Here is a 19,601-nt window from a genome sequence, read left to right as displayed (position 1 = left end):
TTCAGAACGTGCGCCTGGCGACCAGCCAGGCGCCAATCACCAGCAGCACCGCGCCCGCCGCCGGCCCTGCCACCATCCGCAGCGTCAGGCCGCTACTGCGCGCAATATCGAACAGCAACCCGCCAATCAGCTGGCTTGCGACCAGCACCGCAATAGTCGTGGCCGCGCCGAGATGCTGATAGCCGTTAATACTCGCGAAGACGAAAAACGACCCGAGCAGCCCTGGCAGCAACGTCCACCAGCGCACGGTGGCGATAAGCTCGCTGAAGCCCGCCGTGCCGTTACGCAGCAGGAGAATGGCGCAGAACAGCACAATCCCTACCAGCGAATTGAGCAGCATGGCGATAAGAATGGTGGAGGCCGACTGCGTGATGCGCACCATCAGCATGTTTTGCACCACCAGACCCGCCCCGGCGGCGGTCAGAAACAGCAGGCTGAGCGACGAATTCATCCGATGGCGTCCGGCTCGTTGCGATTGTCGAGCTGAAGCTGCATAAACGTCAGATCCAGCCAGCGGCCAAATTTGGTGCCCACCTGCGGCATCTGCGCGGTGATGGTAAACCCGAGTTTTTCATGCAGCGCGATGGAGCCTGCGTTGCGCGATTCAATCCCCGCCACCATCACATGCTTGCCGATGGCCTGCGCCTCGACAATCAGTCGCGTCATCAGCGCCTTGCCGATGCCCTTGCCATGGTGATCAGGATGCACGTAGACCGAGTGCTCAACCGTATGGCGAAAGCCGTCAAAGGCGCGCCAGTCGCCGAATGAGGCGTAGCCCACCACGGTGTCGCCCAGTACCGCCACCAGCACCGGATACCCGGCGTTGCCGCGCTGATAAAACCAGGCGAGGCGGTTTTCCGTGTCGACGGTGGAATCGCTCCAGATGGCGGCGGTATGTAATACCGCATCGTTAAAAATGTCGGCGATAGCGGCGCAGTCGTCCGCAGTGGCATGGCGAATCAGCATGGTTGAACCCCGGCAGTCGTACACTATAATGTTACGTTATGAATAATATAATCGACACATTAAATCAACGGATTGGTGAGCGTATCCGCGTCGAGCGCGAAACCCGCGGCTGGTCGCTGAGCGAGCTTGCAGAGCGCGCCGGGGTGTCCCGCGCCATGATCCATAAAATCGAGCGCGGGGAAAGCAGCCCGACCGCCACGCTCCTGGGGCGGCTCTCCGGCGCGTTGGGGCTGAGCATGTCCACGCTTATCGCCCGCGCGGAGATGAACGAAGGGCGGCTGTTGCGCTTTGCCGATCAGCCGGTCTGGCGCGATCCGCAAAGCCACTATCTGCGCCGCCACGTCTCGCCAAAATCTGACCTGCCGCTGGATCTGGTTCAGGTGGAGCTGCCCGCCGGCAGCGATATCCCGATGCCCGCCTCGGCCTATGCGTTCGCGCGCCAGCTTATCTGGGTGCAGCAGGGCGAGCTGGTGTTTCGCGAAGGCGAAACCCGCCACCTGATGCGCGAGGGCGATTGCCTGGAGCTTGGCCCGCCGAACGAATGCCATTTTATCAACCAGAGCGACGCGCCGTGCGTCTATCTGATCGTGCGTCTGAATAACGTCGCCAGTTGACGTGAATGCACTACGCTTTCTGGATGCCCTGAAAACTAAGGAGAACATCATGACCCAACCATCGTCCCGTAATCGCCGCTGGGTGCTGGCCTCCCGTCCGCATGGCAAACCCGTGGCGGAGAACTTCCGTCTGGAAGAAGATACCATCGCCGAACCAGGCGAAGGTCAGGTGCTGGTGCGCACCGTCTATCTGTCGCTCGATCCGTATATGCGCGGTCGCATGAGCGATGAGCCGTCTTATTCTGCCCCGGTGCAGATTGACGAAGTCATGGTCGGCGGCACCGTCGGCGTGGTGGAGAAATCGCTTCACCCCGATTTCAACCCCGGCGACTGGGTGGTCGGTTATAGCGGCTGGCAGGATTACTGCATCTGCGATCCGAAACAACTGACGCCGCTTGGGAAATCGCCTGAGCATCCGTCGTGGTTCCTCGGCGTGCTGGGGATGCCCGGCTTCACCGCCTATATGGGCCTGCTGGATATCGGCGCGCCGAAAGCGGGCGAAACGCTGGTGGTCGCCGCCGCGACGGGCCCGGTGGGCGCAAGCGTCGGGCAGATCGGCAAAATCAAAGGCTGTCGCGTCGTCGGCGTGGCGGGCGGCGAAGAGAAATGTCGTTACGCGGTGGAGCATCTTGGCTTTGACGAGTGTATCGACCACCGCGCGCCGGATTTTGCTGAGAAACTTGCCGCCGCCTGCCCGCAGGGCATTGATGTTTACTATGAAAACGTCGGCGGTAAAGTTTTCGACGCCGTGATGCCGCTGCTTAATACCGGCGCGCGCGTGCCGCTGTGCGGGCTGGTTTCCGGCTATAACGCCACCGACCTGCCGCCTGGCCCGGATCGTCTGCCGCTCCTGATGGGCACGCTTTTGAAAAAACGCATCCGGATGCAGGGCTTTATCATCAACCAGGATTATGGCCACCGCATCGAAGAGTTCCAGCGCGAAATGGGCCAGTGGGTTTCTGAAGGGCGAATTCACTACCGCGAGCACATTGTGGATGGTCTTGAGAACGCGCCGGAGGCGTTTATCGGCCTGCTGGAAGGGAAAAACTTCGGCAAGCTGGTGATCCGCGTCGGCCAGGACGAAGCATAAACCAGCTAAATAACAACTTGTTAACCACGGCGGCTGCCGATATGCTCGACCAAAGCCTGTTGTCGGGAGCCGCCTGTGCCGCTGTTAACCGTATCTCATCTGAGCCTGCAAAGTCGCCAGGCAACCTTACTTCATGATGTCAGTCTGACCGTCGAACGCCGCGAAATGGTCGCGCTGGTCGGCGAATCCGGCTGCGGCAAAACGCTCACCTCTTTAGCCGTCACCGGCCTTCTGCCGCGCGGCGTCTGGCAGAGCGGCGGTGAGATTTGCTTCGACGATACCATCCCCATTCTTCCCGATGCGCCATACCCGGCGGGCCTGCGCGGGCGGCATATCGCCATGATTTTCCAGGAGCCGATGAGCAGCATGAATCCGGTGCTGAAAGTGGGCGAGCAGATTGCCGAAGTGCTGGTGCGTCATCGTGGGCTGGGCTGGAAAGCGGCCTCCCGCGAGGCGGTGGCGCTGCTGGGCCATGTCGGCATCGGCGAGCCGGAAAAGCGGGCGCGTCAGTATATTCACCAGCTCTCCGGCGGGATGCGCCAGCGCGTCATGATAGCGAGCGCCATTAGCGGCAAACCAGACCTGCTGATTGCCGATGAACCCACCACGGCGCTGGATGTCACGCTTCAGGCGCAAATCCTCGGCCTGCTGAAAGATCTCCAGCAGGAGATGGGGATGGGCGTATTGCTGGTAACGCACGATCTCAGCGTGGTGGCGCGCTATGCCGATCGCGCCTGTGTGATGAACGGCGGCGAAATTGTCGAGCAGGGGCCGGTGGCGCCGCTCTTTACCGCGCCTGAGGCCGACTGGACGCGGCGGCTGATTGCGGCTTCCACGCCGCAGGAGCCGCCCGAGCGCGTGGTGGCGCGCGATGAGACGCCGCTGTTGCAAGTGACGGGCATCGTGAAAAGCTTTCCGCGCCGCCCGCGGCTGCCGTTTATTCCGGCGGAGCGCCAGCGGGTGCTGCATCCCACCACCTTTAGCGTGGCGCGGGGCGAAATCGTCGGGCTTATCGGCGAATCCGGCTCCGGCAAAACCACGCTCGGGCGCGCGGCCATCGGGCTTATCGACGCAGACAGCGGGGCTGTTTTCTTTGACGGCATTGAGATGGCGCAGGCGAGCCGCGCTGAACGACACCGCGTGCGCCGCCGCGCGCAGATGATTTTTCAGGACCCTTACGCCAGCCTCGATCCACGCATGAGCGTCGGCGATCAGCTCGCCGAGCCGCTGCGGGTGCACGGGCTGCGCCACGGCCCGGCGATTGCCGAACGGGTGAGCGAACTGATGACGCTGGTCGGGCTGAAACCGGAATGGGCGCAGCGGCGTCCGGCGGCGTTCTCCGGCGGGCAGCGCCAGCGAATCGCCATCGCCCGCGCGCTGGCGCTGGAGCCGGAACTGCTGGTGGCGGATGAAGCAGTAGCCGCGCTCGATTTGCCGGTGAGAGGCCAGATCCTGCGCCTGCTGGCGGAGCTTCGCGACAAGCTCGGGCTGTCGGTACTGTTTATCAGCCACGATCTCCAGGCGGTGCGCCAGCTCTGCGATCGCGTGTTAGTGCTCTACCTCGGGAAAGTGGTGGAAGAAGGGCCGACGCGGCAGGTGTTGCAAACGCCCGCCCATGCCTATACCCGGCGGCTTATCGACAGCGCGCCGGATATCCACCAGGCGCTGCGCCTGCGCGAAGACGCTTAAGAGACGCTAAATAACGGCAGGGCGGTACCGACGTTTTCTTGCGCCGCCTTCTGCAACACCCGCGCGGCGAGCGCGATATCAAACACGTTCAGCCCGAACGATGAAAAGTAAACGCAGTCGTCCGGCATCGGTCGCCACGCGCCGGTTAAGAGCGCGGCGAGATCCGCCGCCCAGCCGTCATCGGCAAATTCGCCCGCGCGATACATCTGAAACAGGCTTTTGGCGCTGGTATGGCGAAACTCCCCCCAGGCGTCCACCACCACCTGCGTGGCGCGGTTGATCGCCGCAAAACTCACTTCATGATAGCCAATCTGCAGGATTAACCGGCCCGGCTGGAACCATTCGGGGCCGAGAAAAGGCTGCTGCGCGCCGGTGCAGGTGATAACGGCATCCCACGGCTGTTTCTGCGCCTCATTCAGATCGCGGTAGATTTCACACGGAAACGGCAGCGTCGCCGTGGGCATCTCCTCAAGCCGCGCGGGCGTGCGGTTCCACAGGCCTGCAACAGCGAGCGACGGGAAGTGCGCGCGTAACATCGCCAGATGCGCGCGCGCCTGTACGCCCGCGCCCAGCAGCAGCACGCGTTTCACCTCGCGGGGCGCGGCGTGGCGCAGGGCGAGCGCCGAGACCGCGGCGGTGCGCACCGCCGTCAGCCCGCCGCTCTCTACAAGCCCCACCGGCACGCCGCTGTCGGCGCGGTTGATGATCGTCATCGTCAGCGCCATCGGAAGATTGTCCTGCGGCTGCGGGCGGTGCGCCGTCCACTTGACGCCGGTGGCGTTAAACCGCCCGCCGACGCGCGCAGGCAGGGCGTAAACCTTACCGGGCGCGGTATCGAGCGGCACGTGCGTTTCGGCGGGCATCACGGCGTCGCCTGCCGCCATCAGCAGCGTCGCGTCGGTGACATCCTTCAGCGCCGCGTGCGGGTCAAGCCCGCCGAGCTCCGCCACCTGCTGGCCGGTGAGAAATCGCATGGTTATCTCCTGAATCCGTCAGAATGAGAGCAACCAGTCGCGCAGCGACCGGGTATAGCGCGACAGCCCGCGCAGGGTGACAAACTCGTTCACGCCGTGCGCGTTGCCGCCATAGCCGAGCCCGCCGATTAGAAACGCGGGCGCGACGGGCGCGAAAGCATACGCCGGGGCGCAGCCGGGCGCCCAGGGCCAAATCTGCGGGCGGGCCTGCTGCTGGTGATAACTGTTCAGAAGTTCCATCACGCCCGCGTCGTCAGCCGAAAAACGCCTGCCGGGATAGCTGTCATCAACGACCAGCTCTACGCCGGTAATGGCCTGATGAGAGAGCGACGCGCGCATGGCGTCCAGCAATCTCTCCGGTGAACTCCCCGGCGGCGTGCGCAGCGCGAATTCGGCGCAGGCGAGCGGGGGAATAATGCCGCGGCCCGGCAGGGGCGTAGTGCGGATCTCGCTGAGATTCAGCACCGCGCTGCCGAGTAAAAACGCCAGCGCTTCGCGACTGTCGCCGCTAATCGTCAGCCGCTGGCTTTTGCGCATCGCCAGTTCGTCTGCGATGCTGAATTGCGGGGCCAGCTCGTCGAGAATGTGCAGGGCGGCGTCGTCAAGCGGCAGGGTTTCCAGCACCCCGTTGCGCCCCGCGGGGGCGATGGCGGCGAGCGCCTGCACCAGCCGCCACGCGGGGTTCGCTATCCACGCCGCGTTGCTCGCGTGAATGGCGGCCTGCGGGCCGCCCCAGTCGCCGCCCGCGACGCGCAGACGCCCGGTGGTCATGCCGGTAAAGCCGAGATAGAGCCGTGGCGCGCCGCCGCCATATTCGCACAGCGACGGGAACAGCACGGCGAGCGCAGGCGACACCGGGCACGGCGTACGGGCGAGATAGCGCCGGAGCGTGCCGCTGCCGCACTCTTCTTCGCCCTCCAGCAGGATCTCCAGATTGGTGGTCAGCCTGCCGCTCTCCCACAGCTCCCGCACCACGGTAAGCATACCGGCGAGCGGGCCTTTGTTGTTTTCCGCGCCGCGCGAGATAAACACGTCGCCCTTATCGGGCCAGCGGCGGATGCCGCCGGTAAACGGGTCGACCTGCCAGCCCTCGGGATCGGCGGGCATCACGTCATACATGTTGTAAAGCACCAGCGTGTCCGGCGCGCCGATATCCACGCGCACATGCACCAGCGGCGGGCGGTCGTCAGGCTGCTGCGCCACCGGCAGGATCACTTCTGCCTCCAGTTCGTCGGCAAGCCAGGCTTCGAGCCAGGCCGCGAGGGAGCGCTGTTCGTCCGGCTCGTCGGCCACGCTTTGCCAGGCGGTGAGCGACGAGAGCAGCTCGATCGTCGCCTCCAGGCAGGCATTCGGCTGAACGGTCATAAACGTATCCTTGGGTTCAGTACCAGGTAAAGCAAATCAATCAACAGGTTCACCACCACAAATGTCAGCGCGGCGAGCAGCACCACGCCCTGCACCAGCGGAAAATCACGGTTCTGAATAGCCTGTACCGCCAGGCGGCCAATGCCCGGCCAGGCAAAGATGATCTCCGTGACCAGCGCGCCGCCAAGCAGCGCGGCCAGCGAAATCCCCTGAACCGTCACCACGGGGATCAGCGCGTTGCGAAGCCCGTGGCGGACCAGCACCCGCCAGGCGCTGAGGCCTTTGGCGCGCGCGGTGCGGATGTAATCCTGGTCAAGCACGTCAATCAGGCTCGCGCGCACCAGTCGCGCCATCGCGCTCATGTAGTAAGCGCCCAGACAGACCGCGGGCATGATGAGCTGTAACGGTTCGCCGTAGCCGCCGGAAGGCAACAGACGCAGTTGCAGGCTGAAGAACAAAATCATCAACAGCCCCAGCCAGAAGACCGGCACCGCCTGGCCGCTAAAGGCCACCAGGCGCGCCAGCAAGTCCCAGATTGTGTCGCGCCACAGCGCGCTTAGCAGCCCCAGCGCGAGGCCCGCGAGCGTGCTCCAGGCGAGCGCCGTCAGCGCCAGCAGCGCGGTGGCGGGCAGGCGTTCGGCAATCAGCGTCGCTACCGGCTGGCCAAAACGCAGGGACTCGCCCAGATCGCCGCGCAGAAGGTGGGCCGCGTAATCGGCGTATTGGGTCAGCAGCGGCCTGTCAAAGCCCATCGCGTGGCGGAAATCGGCAATCTCCTGCGTGGTGGCGCCGGGCGGCATCATGACCGCCGCCGGATCGCCCGTCAGGTGCAGGCTGAAGAAAATCAGCAGCGAAACGCCGAACATCACCAGCAGCGCCTGGAAAAACCGTGAAATCAGATAGCGCGCCATTATTCGACCCTCGCCTGGGTGGTGCGCAGCCAGTAGTCGCCGAGCAGGTTACAGCCCACCACCAGCATGGCGATGGCGCAGCCAGGCCAGACCACCAGCCACGGCGCGAGCAACATATAGGCGCGACCTTCGCCAATCAGATTGCCAAGCGTCGGCGTCGGCGGCTGGATGCCCATGCCGAGAAAACCGACGGAGGCTTCCAGCACAATGAGGCGCGGGATATCGAGCGTCAGCAGCACCAGTAGCGGTGTCGCGAGCGCCGGTAAAATATGGCGCAGCATAATGCGCAGGTGCGAAAAACCCATGGTTTTCGCGGCCTCGATATACTCCAGCTCGCGAATTTCCAGCGTCCTGGCGCGCGCTACGCGGGCGTAAATCGCCCAGCTCGTCACGCCCATGATAACGATAATGTTAGCAAGCGAGGTGCCGAACAGCGCCATTACCAGCAGGATCAGCAGAATAAACGGCACCGCCAGCTGAATATCGATAAGCCGCATGATAAGCGCATCGACCCAGCCGCCGAAGTAGCCCGCCACCATGCCCATCAGCGTGCCCATGGTGGCGGCGATGAGTGCGGCGATCATCACCACGAACAGCGAGAGACGGGCGCCGGCGAGAATGCGCGCCAGCACGTCGCGGCCCAGTTGATCGGCGCCCAGCCAGTGTTGCGGGCCAGGAGCCTGAAAGACCGCCGCGAGATCGCTTTGCAGCGGGTCGGGTAACGGGAGCCAGGGGGCGAGGAGCGCTGCCAGGATGAGTACAGCCAGCAGCGCGCCGCCAAGAAGGCCGTCCCCCGGCAGGGGACGGCGGCGTGAACGGGATGCGTAACGGCCAGGGAAGATCATTTCACCCTCATATCGAACAACGACACGCGGGCGTCTTCACGGCCTTTAAACGTGACGTTGTCACTGGAGGCGTAAATCGCGTCTTCCCGGTAGAGTGGAATCAGCGGCTGTTCAGTGGCGACGCGGTCCTGAATCTGCTCCAGCAGCGCTTTACGTTTCGCGGCATCTACCGTGGCGCGGCTCTCGTTTAACAGTTTATCAAGCGCCGGATCGCTCACCGTGGAGTACGGCTCGCCTGCGTGCAGCACCGGATAGAGCGCGGCGTCGGCATCCAGCGTCTGGGTGGAGCCCCAGCCCAGCATATAGAGCGGCGCCTGTTTGCCGGACGCCACCTGTTGGGTGTAAACCGACCATTCCGGCACTTCGAGCTGCGCTTTCACGCCGATGGCGGCGAGATCGGCCACAATCGCCTGGCCTACGTCAGCGCTGGCGATATAACGGCGCGGCGCCTGGAATTTCAGGGTAAAGCCCTGCGCGTAACCGGCTTCTTTCAGCAGCGCTTTGGCTTTTTCCCGGTCCTGTTTCGGCGCGGAAATGGCTTTATAGCCATAATCTTTCGGGCCTGCCAGCGTACCGGTCGGCGTGCCGAAACCGTGCAGCAGCGACTGCGTATAGGCATCGCGGTTCAGCGCCAGCGACAGCGCCTGACGCACGCGCACGTCATTCAGCGGCGGCTCGCTGTTTTTAATGCCGAGATAAATCGTCAGCCCGCCGCCTTTCACCTGCTCAAGCTTCACGCCGGGTTTGCTCTTCACCAGCGGGGCGAGATCCGCCGGAACGCCTTCTACCAGCTGCGCTTCGCCGGTCAGCAGCGCGGTAATGCGCGCGGTCGCCTCGGGGATCGGGCGCCAGGTCACTTCATCAATCGACGGCTTGCCGCGCCAGTAGTTCGGGTTGGCTTCCATCACAACACGTTCATCGGGAATGAAAGTTTTGACGATATAAGCGCCACTTCCGACAGGTTTTCGTGCAAATTCCGCAGCACCGACTTTACTTACATAACCAGGCGGCACGATATAAGCCGGATAACGACTCATGCGGGTGGGCAGGAGCGGATCGGGGCCGTTGGTGTGAATACGCACCTGATAGTCGCCGACAACGTCCACGGATTTGATGGTGCGAATGTAAGAAATGGTGGGCGCGTGGTTGGCCGGGTCGAGAATTCGGTCGATGGAAAATTTGACCGCGGCGGCATTCACTGGCTCGCCGTTGGTAAATTTGACATCCTTACGCAGGTCGAACTGCCAGGTGGTGTCGTTGACGGCTTCCCAGTGGGTGGCAAGGCCGGGTTTCAGTTGCATCTGCGCGTCGCGCAGCACCAGCGTATCGAAAACGTTATCCACCAGCGTCGCGGCTTCTTTCAGAAAGCCGGGATCCATGGCGGTGGCGGAAGTGGGCTGCGCGATGGTCAGCGAACTGGCCTGACTGAGCGGAGCGAATAAAGAAAGCGCCACAGAAAGAGAGAGAAGCTTACGGGACAGTCGTTTCATTAGGTCAATACCTTAATGGTTGTCGTACTGGTCAGTGAAAGTTTTGATTATTTTCGGTTTTCCTGACCACAAAAACCGTGTTATCAAGGATATAAGATATATCCTCTGGTCAGGATGACGAGACGTCAGTTAAGCGCCTGCTAATACAAAGTAAATTTTTTACGACAGGAAATAAACATGCTGGATCTGGAAAAAGCGCAACGCTTAAGTTTAACCATGCAAGTGGAAGTAAGATTGAAAAACGCCCTTATCGTTGGCAGCCTGCGCCCGGGCGCCCGTCTGGTCACGAAGGAAATCGCCGATCAGCTGGGGATCAGCATCACGCCGGTACGCGAAGCGCTGCTGCGACTGGTCTCTTCCGGCGCGCTGAACGCCACGCCTGCGCAGGCGTTTCTGGTGCCGGAAATCAGCGAGGCGCGTTACGACGAAGTCACGAAGATCCGCAAAAATCTGGAGGGGATGGCGGCGGAAGCGGCAGCGCAAAATATCACCCCGGCGCGTATGGCCCATCTGCGCGAACTCTGCGATGCGTTTCGCGAAGCCAAAATGTCCGGCAATGTTGAGCAGGCGTTGCAGGCCAACCGGGCGTTTCGCTTTCAGCTCTACAACTGGGCGGAGATGCCGACGCTGGTGTCGCTGATTGAACAACTCTGGATGCGCATTGGTCCGTGCTTTAACTATCTCTATCCGCAGTCAGACGATTTTGTGCGCGGACATCATAATTATGACGATCTGCTGGAAGCGCTTGAGGCAGGCGATGGCGACGCGGCCGCACGCGCGATACATAAAGCGATTAACGACGGCGCGTTGATCCTGAAAAAACAATATTTCGGCTAAACCGCGCACCGGCAAAACATTGCCGGAATGCGTATTTCCTTTTTCGTCTCCCCGGCGCTTTACTGACAGGGCAGCACAACGCTGCGCACCGCCGAGGAGGCGATCATCATGCAGCACCCTGTCCGCCGTCATGCGTCGCGCTCACGCCTTCGTCGCATACTCCGCTCCTGGCTCCAGCCGCAGCCGCCCGAGGCGCGCGCGCTGATGCTGGAATCCTTTATCCCTTACGGACATCTCTATGGTCTCGATTTCGGCAATGTCGATCCGGGCCTGCATCGCCCGCGCTAACCGATACCGCCGCGGTATCCGGCTGCGTTACTGGAATGAGTTATGCACGCGCCTGATGGCCTTTGTCACGACAGCTTCCCGCGAGGCTGTCGGGTAAAAGGCCATTTTTATTAGCGGGTATTTAACGCACGCCTGCTCAGGCTGACCGCTGAGAGATGCCACGCGCTTTGCGGCAAATCAGAATAACGAGGCGTGTCGTTACTGCCGCGCAGAGCAGGGAGAGCGTGATATCAGTAAAAAACCACAGTTCGTCATGGTTTTCCTGATTAGCGCTACCATGTAACCAGCTGGCGAACGCGTTGGCCGCATCCAGGCTGATAAACCGGGACGTATCAATAACACACGCAAAGACGCAAAAAAGCGCCACAAACAGCAGCGTCTTAGCTGCGCGTCGGACAAGTGTCGCCATATAAATTTTGTTTTTGCAAAACAGCGCCATAGTGCTCCCTGTTTAACATTATTTATGGATAAGAAATGATAACGGTCACCTGGAGAAAATGGCGTTACAGAAAACGCGATGCACTCCTGTGAGGAGTGAATCAGAATTTCACCGGTGTAACATTCTTAGCATTTCGCCTGATAATCCTTTAACGTCGCCGCGCGGCCTATTTTATTGCCGTTTTTTTCCACATTTTGCTAAAAAAAACGACGGGTTAGCCGATAACCTCCTGGGGCTTTTTAACGAGGCCCGATTATCGTAAAACAGGAGGCAGGATGGCTGTACTGGTAAACCGATTACGGAACGTTCGCATAACCCGCAAGCTCGCCGCCGGATTTGGCGTGGTGCTGCTGCTGGTGGCGCTGGCGACAGCGCTTTCTGTGGCGCGTTTTATGGCCATCCACGACGTTTCCGTCAAAAGCAATCTTATCTACGACATCAATATCGATGTCTTTCAGGCCAAAATTAACCGGCTCAAATATTTCTATACCGGCGATGACGAAGCCCGCGTGCTGATGCGTCGCTATGTCGATGACGCGCTCGCGAAAACCGGTGAAGCCAGCGCGCTCGACTGGCCGGCTAACGAACGCGCGATCGTCGCCGATATCCAGCGTTATCTGGAAAGTTTTCGGGGCAGCGTGACCACCATGAGCGACGCCACGGCAACGCTCAACCAGCTTCGCAGCCAGCTCGACGCGCTGGCAGGCCAGGATGAAACCGCGCGCTATACCCAGCTCATCCGCACGCCGGTGGCCGACACCGAACTCTCCTTTGCGATTTACGATCTCCTGTTCGCTATCAGCGACCTTCGCGATTACGCTTATGCGCTGCGCTTTACCGGCACAGCGCAGGCAAGCGAGGCGCTCCAGCGCCGTTTCAGCGCGGTGGAAGGGCAATATCAGGCGCTCGTAAGCCGTCTTTCGCCGGAGCTGTTACCGCCGTTCGCGGGCCTCTGGCAGGATACGGTGCGCTACCAGACGCTGAGCCGTGACTACTACACCGCCTGGGAATCGCTTAAGGGCGCGGAAAACACGGTGAAAACCGCAGGCGATCGCAGCAGCAGCGCGATTAAACAGATGGTGGCGTTCACCAAAGCGCAGAATGACGACCTGGCGTCAGGCTCCTCAACGCTTGCCCTGATCCTGGGAGCGCTTGCGATTTTACTGGGCGTTATCGTCGCCTGGGCCATCAGCCGTCAGATAATCCGTCCGTTGATGATAAACCTGGCGTTCGCCGAGCGTATCGCCGACGGCGATTTAACCACGCAGATTGAAACCGATCGCCATGACGAGTTCGGCAGGCTTACCGGCGCGATGGCGCGTGTGAACGCCAGGCTTCGTGAGATGACCGGCGAGCTGCGCGCAAGCGTCGGGCGTCTGACCCATACGGCGGGCGAAATCGCCTCCGGCAACAGCGCGCTGTCGGCGCGTACCGAACAGCAGACCACGGCGGTAGTACAGACGGCGGCCAGCATGGATCAGCTCACCGCGACCGTGAAAAACAATGCCGATAACGCCCGCCACGCCAGCCAGATCGCCGCACAGGCGTCGCAGACTGCCGAACGTGGCGGCGAGGTGGTGCGCGATGTTGTGCAGACCATGCAGGATATCTCCGCCAGTTCGCGCAAAATCGCCGACATTACCGAGGTGATTAACAGCATTTCGTTCCAGACCAATATTCTGGCGCTGAACGCGGCGGTGGAAGCGGCGCGCGCGGGCGAACATGGCCGCGGTTTCGCGGTGGTCGCCTCGGAAGTGCGCAGCCTCTCTCAGCGCAGCGCGCAGGCGGCGAAAGATATCGCGGTATTGATTGATGAATCGGTCAATCGCATCAAAACCGGCAGCACGCTGGCGACCCGCGCCGGTGAGACGATGGATGACGTGGTGAGTTCGGTCACCCGCGTGAACGATATTATGGAAGAGATTTCGTCGGCCTCGCAGGAGCAGAGCCGCGGCATTGAGCAAATCGCCCGCGCGGTCGGCGAGCTGGACGCCACCACGCAGCAGAACGCCGCGCTGGTCAGCGCGTCTTCCACCGCCGCAAGCGATCTTGACGCCCAGGCGGCGCGTCTGCGCCAGCTGGCGGGCGCGTTTCGCCTGAATGCGCAACCTGCTGCGCTGCGCCCGAACGCCGCGCAAGGTCGTCCGGCAGCGCCGGCGCCAGCCGCCGCGCGTAAACCTGTTACGGAAGAGGGCTGGACGACTTTCTGACCTTTCGCCTTCGCCTTTCGCACTTTCTTCTCTCGCGCCCGGCTTGCCGGGCGCCCACTTTTCCCGCGCTGTACTAAGCTTTCGTTACCCTTAACGCAAATCAGGATAACGACATGACAAAAAACGCCTTTGTTGCTGTCGTGACCGGCGGCAGTTCAGGAGTCGGGCGCGCGACAGCCAGTTACTTTGCGGCCTCTGGCTATGATGTGGCGATCATTGCCCGTGGAGAGCAGGGCGTGGCGGAGGCCACGGAAGATTTAAAGCGTTACGGCGGGCGGGTGCTTGGCATCTGTGCCGACGTAGCGGACCCGCAGCAGGTCAGTAATGCGGCGCAACGTATTGAGGAAGAGCTGGGGCCGATGTCGGTCTGGGTGAACTGCGCCATGACGACCGTGCTCGCGCCGGTAGAGGACATCAGTTTTGACGAGTTCCGCCGCGTCACGGAAGTTACTTATCTCGGCGCGGTGAACGGCACCCGCAGCGCGCTGCGCTATATGCAGTTGCGCGACAGCGGCACCATCATCCAGGTGGGTTCAGCGCTCGCGTGGCGCTCTATCCCGTTGCAGTCGGCCTATTGCGGCGCGAAAGCGGCGATCCGCGCGTTTACCGATTCCCTGCGCTGCGAACTGCTGCACCAGAAAAGCGGCGTGCGGGTTTCAATGGTGCAGTTGCCTGCCATTAACACCACGCAGTTCAACTGGGCGCGCAATAAATTTCATCACCGGATGCAGCCGATTGAGCCTATTTACCAGCCGGAAGTCGCCGCCAAAGCGATTTATGACGCCGCCGTGGCGCGCCGTCCGCCGCGCGAAGTGTGGCTGGGCAAGAATACGGTGATGTCGATTATCGGCAATATGTTTTTCCCGGGGCTGCTGGACCGCTATGTAACGAAAACCTGGGAAGGGCAGCTGACCGACGAAGCTGAACCAACACAACGCCCCGATTACCTGTTTCAGCCGCTGGAGAACGGCCATCAGGCGCATGGACGCTTCGACAGCCACGCGAAGAACAAGGCGGTGGCCGTCGATTCACGTGTGATGGGCGTGGCGGCGGTGGCGGTGGCCGGGCTGCTGTTAAAAAGCCTGTTCCGCCGCCGATAACTTACCGTACCCGCAGCCAGCGGTAGCCGTAACCGTTGATGCGAAGCTCGCAGGCGACTGGCGGATAATCATCATCCGCCAGTATTTCGCGGGCGTCCTCCAGATTCAGCTCGCCTAAATCCACCGTCACCGCCTCATGGCTCAGGTTCGTCAGCATCAGTGTGGCGACGTTATGGTTCTGATAGCGCACCGCGAACACGCTCTTTTCCCGCACCGTGAACGGATGGAAATGCTGATAGCAGATTTCCGGCAGGGTGCGCCAGACCGCGATAATCTGCCGGATGCGGTGCAGCAGCGAGCCGTCGCGCGCCTCCTGTTCTTCCACGTTAATCGCCTGATAGCGAAACGGACCGTCGGCGATGAGCGGCTCCACAAATCGCGCCGGATCGCAGGCGGAAAACCCTGCGCCCGGCCCCGCGCGCCACTGCATCGGCGTGCGTACTGATTCGCGCTCCGGTTGTGAGAGCAGATCCCCCATGCCGATCTCCGCGCCATAACGGACCACCGGCGTGCCGGGCAGCGAAAAGAGCAGGGCATGCGCCATCGCCTGCTGGCGCTCGTTGCCGTCGAGCATCGGCGCCAGGCGGCGGCGAATGCCGCGCCCGTAAATCCGCATGTCCGGATCGGGGGCGTATTTCTCCATCACGAAGTCGTAATCTTCCGGCTCCAGATCTTCAAGGTCCAGCTCGTCATGGTTGCGCAGCCAGAAACAGTACCCGCCGTTCGCGGGCGGCATCGGCAGTTCGTTAAGCGCTTTGACCAGCGGCGCCGCCTCTTCGCGCGCCAGCGCCAGAATCGTGTTTTTGTTGATCCAGAAATTTAGCAGCGTGGTCAGGCGTTCGCCGCCGCCGAAGAAATCCTTAAATTCCGAGACGTTTACGTCTACTTCGCCGAGCAGGATCATATCCGGATGATCTTCCGTCAGCAGGTCATAGAAGTGGTTAAACAGCCGGTAGCCGCTCTCCCGGTCGCCCGGCAGGCTGGCCTGCTCCACCATGTGCGAAGCGGCATCGATGCGAAAGCCCGCGACGCCTTTCTCCGCCCAGAAGCGCAACACGCGATCCACAGCCCCAATGACATCCGGATGACGCAGATTGAGATCCGGCTCGTGATGGTAGAAGAGGTGGCGATAGTAGCGCTGCGCCTCGTCATCCCGGCGCCAGATGTGCGGCTCAATGGTCGGAAACATCGGCGCCGGCTCGTCCGGCCCTGGCGTGTCGCGCCACAGATAGTAATCGTGAAACGGGTTGTCGCGCCCTTTGCGCGCCTCCTGAAACCAGTCGTGCGTATCGGAGGTGTGCTGCGCCACCAGTTCGATGATCACCCGGATATCGCGATTGCCCGCTTCGGCTATCAGCCACTCCACGTCCTCCAGCGTGCCAATCCGCGGATCCGGTTCGGTGTGATTCTCGACGTCATAACCATTATCGCGTCGCGGCGAAAGATAAAACGGGGTCAGCCAGATGGCGGTCGCGCCAAGCGATTCAACATAGTCGAGTTTTTCAACAATGCCGCGCAGGTCTCCCCAGCCGTCGGCGTTGCTGTCAAAAAAGCGGGTGGGATCTATCTGGTAAATGACGGCGTTCTGGTGCCACAGACGGCTCATAAGCGGATTCCTTTTGGCGGTTAAACGGAATTCGTCGAATGTTAAGTATAGGCGCGACGGCATGGCCTGCATGGCTAACGACGTGTCTTTGCGCCGGAAAGAGGGAAAGCGTTGTTATCAGAAATGCGAGCCGTGCCGAAGGGTTTAACCGTCATTCAGCATCAGGCTTCTGGCGTGTGCGCATGGTTGATAAGGTGCTGCGCAGTGGAAAGCGTAAGCCGTGACTTGACGCTTATTTAAAGTGTTGCGTATAGCGCAACAGTGATTTACGATCTTCATCAGGAGCGAGGCGACAGGGATGATCAGAAGCTTCAGGCATAAAGGCCTGCAACGCTATTTCGAGACGGGTTCTACCGCAGGCATTCATGCCCGGCATGCCAGGAAGATTTCTCTTCGACTGGCGGTGCTGAATCAGGCGATAAGACCCGCTGACGTCGACTTACCGGGCTTTTTCCTGCACCCCCTGACGGGGGACCGCAAAGGTATATGGGCTGTGACCGTCAGCGGAAACTGGCGCATCACGTTTACGTTTCGGGATGGCGATGTCTTTATCGTGAATTATGAGGACTACCACTGATGGCAACGATGTTTAACCCACCACACCCTGGCAGGCTGGTGCAGGAGTCAATGGAAGCGCTTGGGCTCAGCGCCCGCGCGCTGGCTAAGGCGCTGGACGTCGCGCCGTCGACGGTGCAGCGGCTGCTGGTCGGCAAATCTGACGTCTCCCCGGAAATGGCGCTGCGTCTCTCTGCGGTACTCGGCAGCTCGGCGCATGTCTGGCTGGGGTTGCAGAACGAATACGATCTGTGGCAGGCGCGCCAGTCGGTTGATTTCTCGCATCTGCAACGGTTGCAAAGGGCATAAAAAAACGGGCTGTTAAGCCCGTTTTTTGCATTACGCCGTCGCTGAAAGCTCCCGCCAGCGTTACTCGAAGCGGTAGCTGAGGCTTGCGCCGACGCCGTAATTACGGCCTGGCGCGGGCTCGTAGTAGCGGCCGTTGGATTCGTTAACGATGACCGATCCGACATACGATTTATCGAACAGGTTATCGACGCGGCCAAACACATCCAGCAGCCAGTTGCCGCGCTGGAATTTATAGCCGGTGTTGAGGCCTACGGTGGTATACGACGGCGCTTTGGCGCTGTTGGCGTCATCGGCCATGATGCTGCCCATATAACGCACATCGCCGCCCGCGTACCAGCCGGTTTCCGGCTCGTAACCGAGCGAGGTGTACAGCATATTGCGCGCAATGCCAGGCATCCGGTTGCCGTTGCAGTCGCCGGTGCGGCAGACGTTGGTGCGGTAGGTGGCGTCAAGGTATGTCCATGCCGCTTTTACCTTCCACGCGTCGCCGAACTGCTGGTCAAGCGCCAGCTCAACGCCCTGACGACGGGTTTTCCCGGCGTTTTTATAGCTGCTGCGCCCGCTGCCAACGCTCTGATCCACCACAATTTCATTGTCCGTATCGGTCTGGAACAGCGCGGCGGTCAGCAGACCATTGCCGATACGCGTTTTGCTGCCGATCTCGACCGTATCGCTGGTGGATGGTTTGAGCGCAAAATTCAGGCCGCTCTGACCACCAGAACGGTAAGAGAGCTCGTTGATGGTCGGCGTTTCAAAGCCGCGGCCATAAGAGGCATACACATTCCAGGCGTCGGTCAGCGCATATTTCAGCGATCCTGCCGGCAGCCATTTGTGATAATTCGCCTCGCCGCTGTCGTCGCCATTGCCCGGCGCCACGTAAAAATCGTTCGAATCGAACCAGATATTGCTGTAGCGCACGCCCGCGTCGAGGCTCAGTTTGTCGGTAAGCTGCCACGAGGTTTGCAGGTACGGATCGACGTTCCACATCAGGTTGCGTTCATTGCGGCGCAGATTGCCTTTCTCGCCATACTGCGGCGCGCCGTTCACCAGCCGGAAGTTTTCATAGCCCTTGCGATCTTCGCTCAAATTTTCGTAATCAAGACCGAGCGTAAAGCTCACCGGCAGGCTGAGCAGCGCGTCGCGGTGCGTCCAGCGGCTGTCGATGCCCTGATAGTGGCGGGTGAGGTCGATAACGCCGCCAGGGTTGGTAGGTGCGGTCTGAAAGCCCTGTTTGAATGACTGAAACTGCGTGGTTTCGCGCTCGCCCGCGTACGCCATGACGCTGATGTCGTCATTGGCCGTAAGCGCGCGCTCGTAGCGCAGTCCCGCCTGAGTCTGTTTCGTGGTTTTACGGGTGTTGAATTCATCGCCGCGCGGCGACTGGCGCGGGTTTTCACGCCATTCGTCGCGGGTCAGACCGCCAGGATCGTTGGCTTTGATGTCGACGCTGTTAAAGAGCAGCGTCAGTTTGCTGGCCTCGTCGAGGCGCACGCCGAGTTTCGCATTGGCGAGATTTTTACGCGCGCCGCTGTGATCGCGATAGCCGTGGGTGGTAAAGCGGGTGGTGGAGACGGTGTAATCAACATCGCCCGCCTGGGTGCCGTCGCCGGTCGCGCCCGACGCTTTCAGCCCGTAGCGCACGCTGCCGAAGCTGCCGTAATACGTACCCGCTTCAATCTTCGGCGGTTGCGCGCCGGTTTCGGTTTTGACATTTATCACGCCGCCGGAGGCGTTGCCGTAAAGCGCCGAGAATGGCCCGCGCAGTACGTCGATGCTCTCAACGCTGTTGAGATCGAAATTCGAGGTGTAACCCTGGCCGTCCGGCATCGTCGCCGGAATACCGTCAACATACATCCGGATGCCGCGCACGCCGTAGGTGGAACGCGAGCCGAAACCGCGCATCGACAGCTGTAAATCCTGGGCGAAGTTCTGCCGGTTCTGGATTTGCAGGCCTGGCACGCTGCCCAGGTTTTCAGAGAGGTTCACCTGCGGCGCGGCATGGCGCAGATCGTCACCGTTCACGACGCTGACAGACGCGGGCGTGTCCAGCTCAGAGATCCCGCCGGGGGCGGCGGTGACGATCATGGTTTGTTCATCGGCAGCGGCGGCCTGGGCGTGTGTGAACGCGACCGGCAGCAAAAAAGCGAAGGGCGCATAGACAGCGCGGGAGATATTCATGCGGTTTACAAAGTCCCGGAAGTAACAAAAATAATAAAATCTGTGACGTAATCTTAAACGTTATGTAAATTTTTGAAAAACTTAACGGCACGTAGCGTTAACTCTGGCAAGTGTAGCGGCCTCGTGTCATTTCGC

General features: G+C 61.1%; 19 protein-coding genes. 9 read left to right on the top strand and 10 right to left on the bottom strand.

Going from position 1 to position 19,601, the window contains the following annotated elements:
* Position 1: 1 nt before the first annotated feature.
* Positions 2-451, bottom strand: coding sequence for a DMT family transporter (locus tag AB8W27_RS10450; protein ID WP_007761039.1), 450 nt, complete (start codon positions 449-451; stop codon positions 2-4).
* Positions 448-966, bottom strand: coding sequence for a GNAT family N-acetyltransferase (locus AB8W27_RS10445; protein WP_007761041.1), 519 nt, complete (start codon positions 964-966; stop codon positions 448-450). The genes AB8W27_RS10450 and AB8W27_RS10445 overlap by 4 nt, the downstream gene beginning before the upstream one ends.
* A gap of 38 nt (positions 967-1,004) precedes the next feature.
* On the opposite strand from AB8W27_RS10445, the gene AB8W27_RS10440 reads away from it, so the two are divergent.
* The 3 genes from AB8W27_RS10440 to AB8W27_RS10430 all read left to right on the top strand — a co-directional run bounded on the left by AB8W27_RS10440 (position 1,005) and on the right by AB8W27_RS10430 (position 4,359).
* On the top strand, positions 1,005-1,580 hold the full coding sequence (locus tag AB8W27_RS10440; RefSeq protein WP_015741212.1) for a helix-turn-helix domain-containing protein: 576 nt from the start codon (positions 1,005-1,007) through the stop codon (positions 1,578-1,580).
* 49 nt (positions 1,581-1,629) lie between these two features.
* A complete protein-coding gene (locus tag AB8W27_RS10435) occupies positions 1,630-2,670 on the top strand; it encodes an NADP-dependent oxidoreductase (RefSeq protein WP_015741213.1) in 1,041 nt (346 codons plus the stop codon).
* 75 nt (positions 2,671-2,745) lie between these two features.
* The gene (locus AB8W27_RS10430) at positions 2,746-4,359 is read left to right on the top strand and encodes an ABC transporter ATP-binding protein (RefSeq protein ID WP_081469647.1); all 1,614 of its coding nucleotides are present in this window, start codon (positions 2,746-2,748) and stop codon (positions 4,357-4,359) included.
* On the opposite strand, the gene AB8W27_RS10425 is transcribed toward AB8W27_RS10430, so the two are convergent.
* From AB8W27_RS10425 to AB8W27_RS10405, 5 genes are read right to left on the bottom strand one after another with little or no spacing between them, the layout of a single operon-like run.
* The gene (locus tag AB8W27_RS10425; protein WP_041923524.1) at positions 4,356-5,333 is read right to left on the bottom strand and encodes an ornithine cyclodeaminase family protein; all 978 of its coding nucleotides are present in this window, start codon (positions 5,331-5,333) and stop codon (positions 4,356-4,358) included. The genes AB8W27_RS10430 and AB8W27_RS10425 overlap by 4 nt on opposite strands.
* 18 nt (positions 5,334-5,351) lie before the next feature.
* Complete coding sequence (locus AB8W27_RS10420; RefSeq protein WP_041923525.1) at positions 5,352-6,698, bottom strand: M20 family metallopeptidase; 1,347 nt, start codon at positions 6,696-6,698, stop codon at positions 5,352-5,354.
* Positions 6,695-7,609, bottom strand: a complete 915-nt coding sequence (locus tag AB8W27_RS10415) for an ABC transporter permease (protein WP_041923526.1) — start codon at positions 7,607-7,609, stop codon at positions 6,695-6,697. Before AB8W27_RS10415 ends, AB8W27_RS10420 begins: the two co-directional genes overlap by 4 nt.
* Positions 7,609-8,454, bottom strand: coding sequence for an ABC transporter permease (locus AB8W27_RS10410; protein ID WP_041923527.1), 846 nt, complete (start codon positions 8,452-8,454; stop codon positions 7,609-7,611). The genes AB8W27_RS10415 and AB8W27_RS10410 overlap by 1 nt, the downstream gene beginning before the upstream one ends.
* Complete coding sequence (locus tag AB8W27_RS10405; RefSeq protein ID WP_041923528.1) at positions 8,451-9,944, bottom strand: ABC transporter substrate-binding protein; 1,494 nt, start codon at positions 9,942-9,944, stop codon at positions 8,451-8,453. Before AB8W27_RS10405 ends, AB8W27_RS10410 begins: the two co-directional genes overlap by 4 nt.
* Positions 9,945-10,121: 177 nt before the next feature.
* On the opposite strand from AB8W27_RS10405, the gene AB8W27_RS10400 reads away from it, so the two are divergent.
* Both AB8W27_RS10400 and AB8W27_RS10395 read left to right on the top strand, forming a co-directional pair.
* The gene (locus AB8W27_RS10400) at positions 10,122-10,781 is read left to right on the top strand and encodes a GntR family transcriptional regulator (RefSeq protein WP_041923529.1); all 660 of its coding nucleotides are present in this window, start codon (positions 10,122-10,124) and stop codon (positions 10,779-10,781) included.
* 108 nt (positions 10,782-10,889) lie between these two features.
* The gene (locus AB8W27_RS10395) at positions 10,890-11,069 is read left to right on the top strand and encodes a hypothetical protein (RefSeq protein ID WP_015741221.1); all 180 of its coding nucleotides are present in this window, start codon (positions 10,890-10,892) and stop codon (positions 11,067-11,069) included.
* Between the two features lie 136 nt (positions 11,070-11,205).
* Here the strand turns inward: AB8W27_RS10395 and AB8W27_RS10390 are convergent, their stop codons facing one another.
* Positions 11,206-11,478 carry a hypothetical protein gene (locus tag AB8W27_RS10390; RefSeq protein WP_237656628.1) on the bottom strand — a complete coding sequence of 91 codons (273 nt, stop codon included), beginning with the start codon at positions 11,476-11,478 and terminating at the stop codon, positions 11,206-11,208.
* A 305-nt stretch (positions 11,479-11,783) separates the two neighbouring features.
* Between AB8W27_RS10390 and AB8W27_RS10385 the strand changes: the two genes are divergently transcribed.
* Entirely contained in the window at positions 11,784-13,718 is a 1,935-nt protein-coding gene (locus AB8W27_RS10385) for a methyl-accepting chemotaxis protein (protein WP_041923530.1), read from the top strand.
* A 113-nt stretch (positions 13,719-13,831) separates the two neighbouring features.
* On the top strand, positions 13,832-14,818 hold the full coding sequence (locus tag AB8W27_RS10380; protein WP_041923531.1) for an SDR family oxidoreductase: 987 nt from the start codon (positions 13,832-13,834) through the stop codon (positions 14,816-14,818).
* 1 nt (position 14,819) lies between these two features.
* Here the strand turns inward: AB8W27_RS10380 and AB8W27_RS10375 are convergent, their stop codons facing one another.
* Complete coding sequence (locus AB8W27_RS10375; protein ID WP_041923532.1) at positions 14,820-16,424, bottom strand: alpha-amylase family protein; 1,605 nt, start codon at positions 16,422-16,424, stop codon at positions 14,820-14,822.
* A 298-nt stretch (positions 16,425-16,722) separates the two neighbouring features.
* Between AB8W27_RS10375 and AB8W27_RS10370 the strand changes: the two genes are divergently transcribed.
* On the top strand, positions 16,723-17,001 hold the full coding sequence (locus AB8W27_RS10370) for a type II toxin-antitoxin system RelE/ParE family toxin (RefSeq protein ID WP_015741226.1): 279 nt from the start codon (positions 16,723-16,725) through the stop codon (positions 16,999-17,001).
* Positions 17,001-17,288, top strand: a complete 288-nt coding sequence (locus tag AB8W27_RS10365) for a HigA family addiction module antitoxin (RefSeq protein WP_015741227.1) — start codon at positions 17,001-17,003, stop codon at positions 17,286-17,288. The genes AB8W27_RS10370 and AB8W27_RS10365 overlap by 1 nt, the downstream gene beginning before the upstream one ends.
* 60 nt (positions 17,289-17,348) lie before the next feature.
* Here AB8W27_RS10365 and pqqU read toward each other — a convergent pair whose 3' ends face one another.
* Positions 17,349-19,466 (bottom strand): TonB-dependent receptor PqqU, encoded by a 2,118-nt coding sequence (gene pqqU, locus AB8W27_RS10360; RefSeq protein WP_015741228.1) that lies wholly within the window; start codon positions 19,464-19,466, stop codon positions 17,349-17,351.
* Positions 19,467-19,601: the final 135 nt, after the last annotated feature.

Source organism: Cronobacter turicensis, from assembly GCF_041222865.1.
Lineage (GTDB): Bacteria > Pseudomonadota > Gammaproteobacteria > Enterobacterales > Enterobacteriaceae > Cronobacter > Cronobacter turicensis.
This window is presented reverse-complemented; position numbering and strand designations above follow the sequence as displayed.

Bases quoted from the DNA above. Each gene is read 5' to 3' on its own strand.
- AB8W27_RS10450 (WP_007761039.1), bottom strand. From the start codon at position 451: ATGAATTCGTCGCTCAGCCTGCTGTTTCTGACCGCCGCCGGGGCGGGT.
- AB8W27_RS10445 (WP_007761041.1), bottom strand. From the start codon at position 966: ATGCTGATTCGCCATGCCACTGCGGACGACTGCGCCGCTATCGCCGAC.
- AB8W27_RS10440 (WP_015741212.1), top strand. From the start codon at position 1,005: ATGAATAATATAATCGACACATTAAATCAACGGATTGGTGAGCGTATC.
- AB8W27_RS10435 (WP_015741213.1), top strand. From the start codon at position 1,630: ATGACCCAACCATCGTCCCGTAATCGCCGCTGGGTGCTGGCCTCCCGT.
- AB8W27_RS10425 (WP_041923524.1), bottom strand. From the start codon at position 5,333: ATGCGATTTCTCACCGGCCAGCAGGTGGCGGAGCTCGGCGGGCTTGAC.
- AB8W27_RS10420 (WP_041923525.1), bottom strand. From the start codon at position 6,698: ATGACCGTTCAGCCGAATGCCTGCCTGGAGGCGACGATCGAGCTGCTC.
- AB8W27_RS10415 (WP_041923526.1), bottom strand. From the start codon at position 7,609: ATGGCGCGCTATCTGATTTCACGGTTTTTCCAGGCGCTGCTGGTGATG.
- AB8W27_RS10410 (WP_041923527.1), bottom strand. From the start codon at position 8,454: ATGATCTTCCCTGGCCGTTACGCATCCCGTTCACGCCGCCGTCCCCTG.
- AB8W27_RS10405 (WP_041923528.1), bottom strand. From the start codon at position 9,944: ATGAAACGACTGTCCCGTAAGCTTCTCTCTCTTTCTGTGGCGCTTTCT.
- AB8W27_RS10400 (WP_041923529.1), top strand. From the start codon at position 10,122: ATGCTGGATCTGGAAAAAGCGCAACGCTTAAGTTTAACCATGCAAGTG.
- AB8W27_RS10395 (WP_015741221.1), top strand. From the start codon at position 10,890: ATGCAGCACCCTGTCCGCCGTCATGCGTCGCGCTCACGCCTTCGTCGC.
- AB8W27_RS10390 (WP_237656628.1), bottom strand. From the start codon at position 11,478: ATGGCGACACTTGTCCGACGCGCAGCTAAGACGCTGCTGTTTGTGGCG.
- AB8W27_RS10385 (WP_041923530.1), top strand. From the start codon at position 11,784: ATGGCTGTACTGGTAAACCGATTACGGAACGTTCGCATAACCCGCAAG.
- AB8W27_RS10380 (WP_041923531.1), top strand. From the start codon at position 13,832: ATGACAAAAAACGCCTTTGTTGCTGTCGTGACCGGCGGCAGTTCAGGA.
- AB8W27_RS10375 (WP_041923532.1), bottom strand. From the start codon at position 16,424: ATGAGCCGTCTGTGGCACCAGAACGCCGTCATTTACCAGATAGATCCC.
- AB8W27_RS10370 (WP_015741226.1), top strand. From the start codon at position 16,723: ATGATCAGAAGCTTCAGGCATAAAGGCCTGCAACGCTATTTCGAGACG.
- AB8W27_RS10365 (WP_015741227.1), top strand. From the start codon at position 17,001: ATGGCAACGATGTTTAACCCACCACACCCTGGCAGGCTGGTGCAGGAG.
- pqqU (WP_015741228.1), bottom strand. From the start codon at position 19,466: ATGAATATCTCCCGCGCTGTCTATGCGCCCTTCGCTTTTTTGCTGCCG.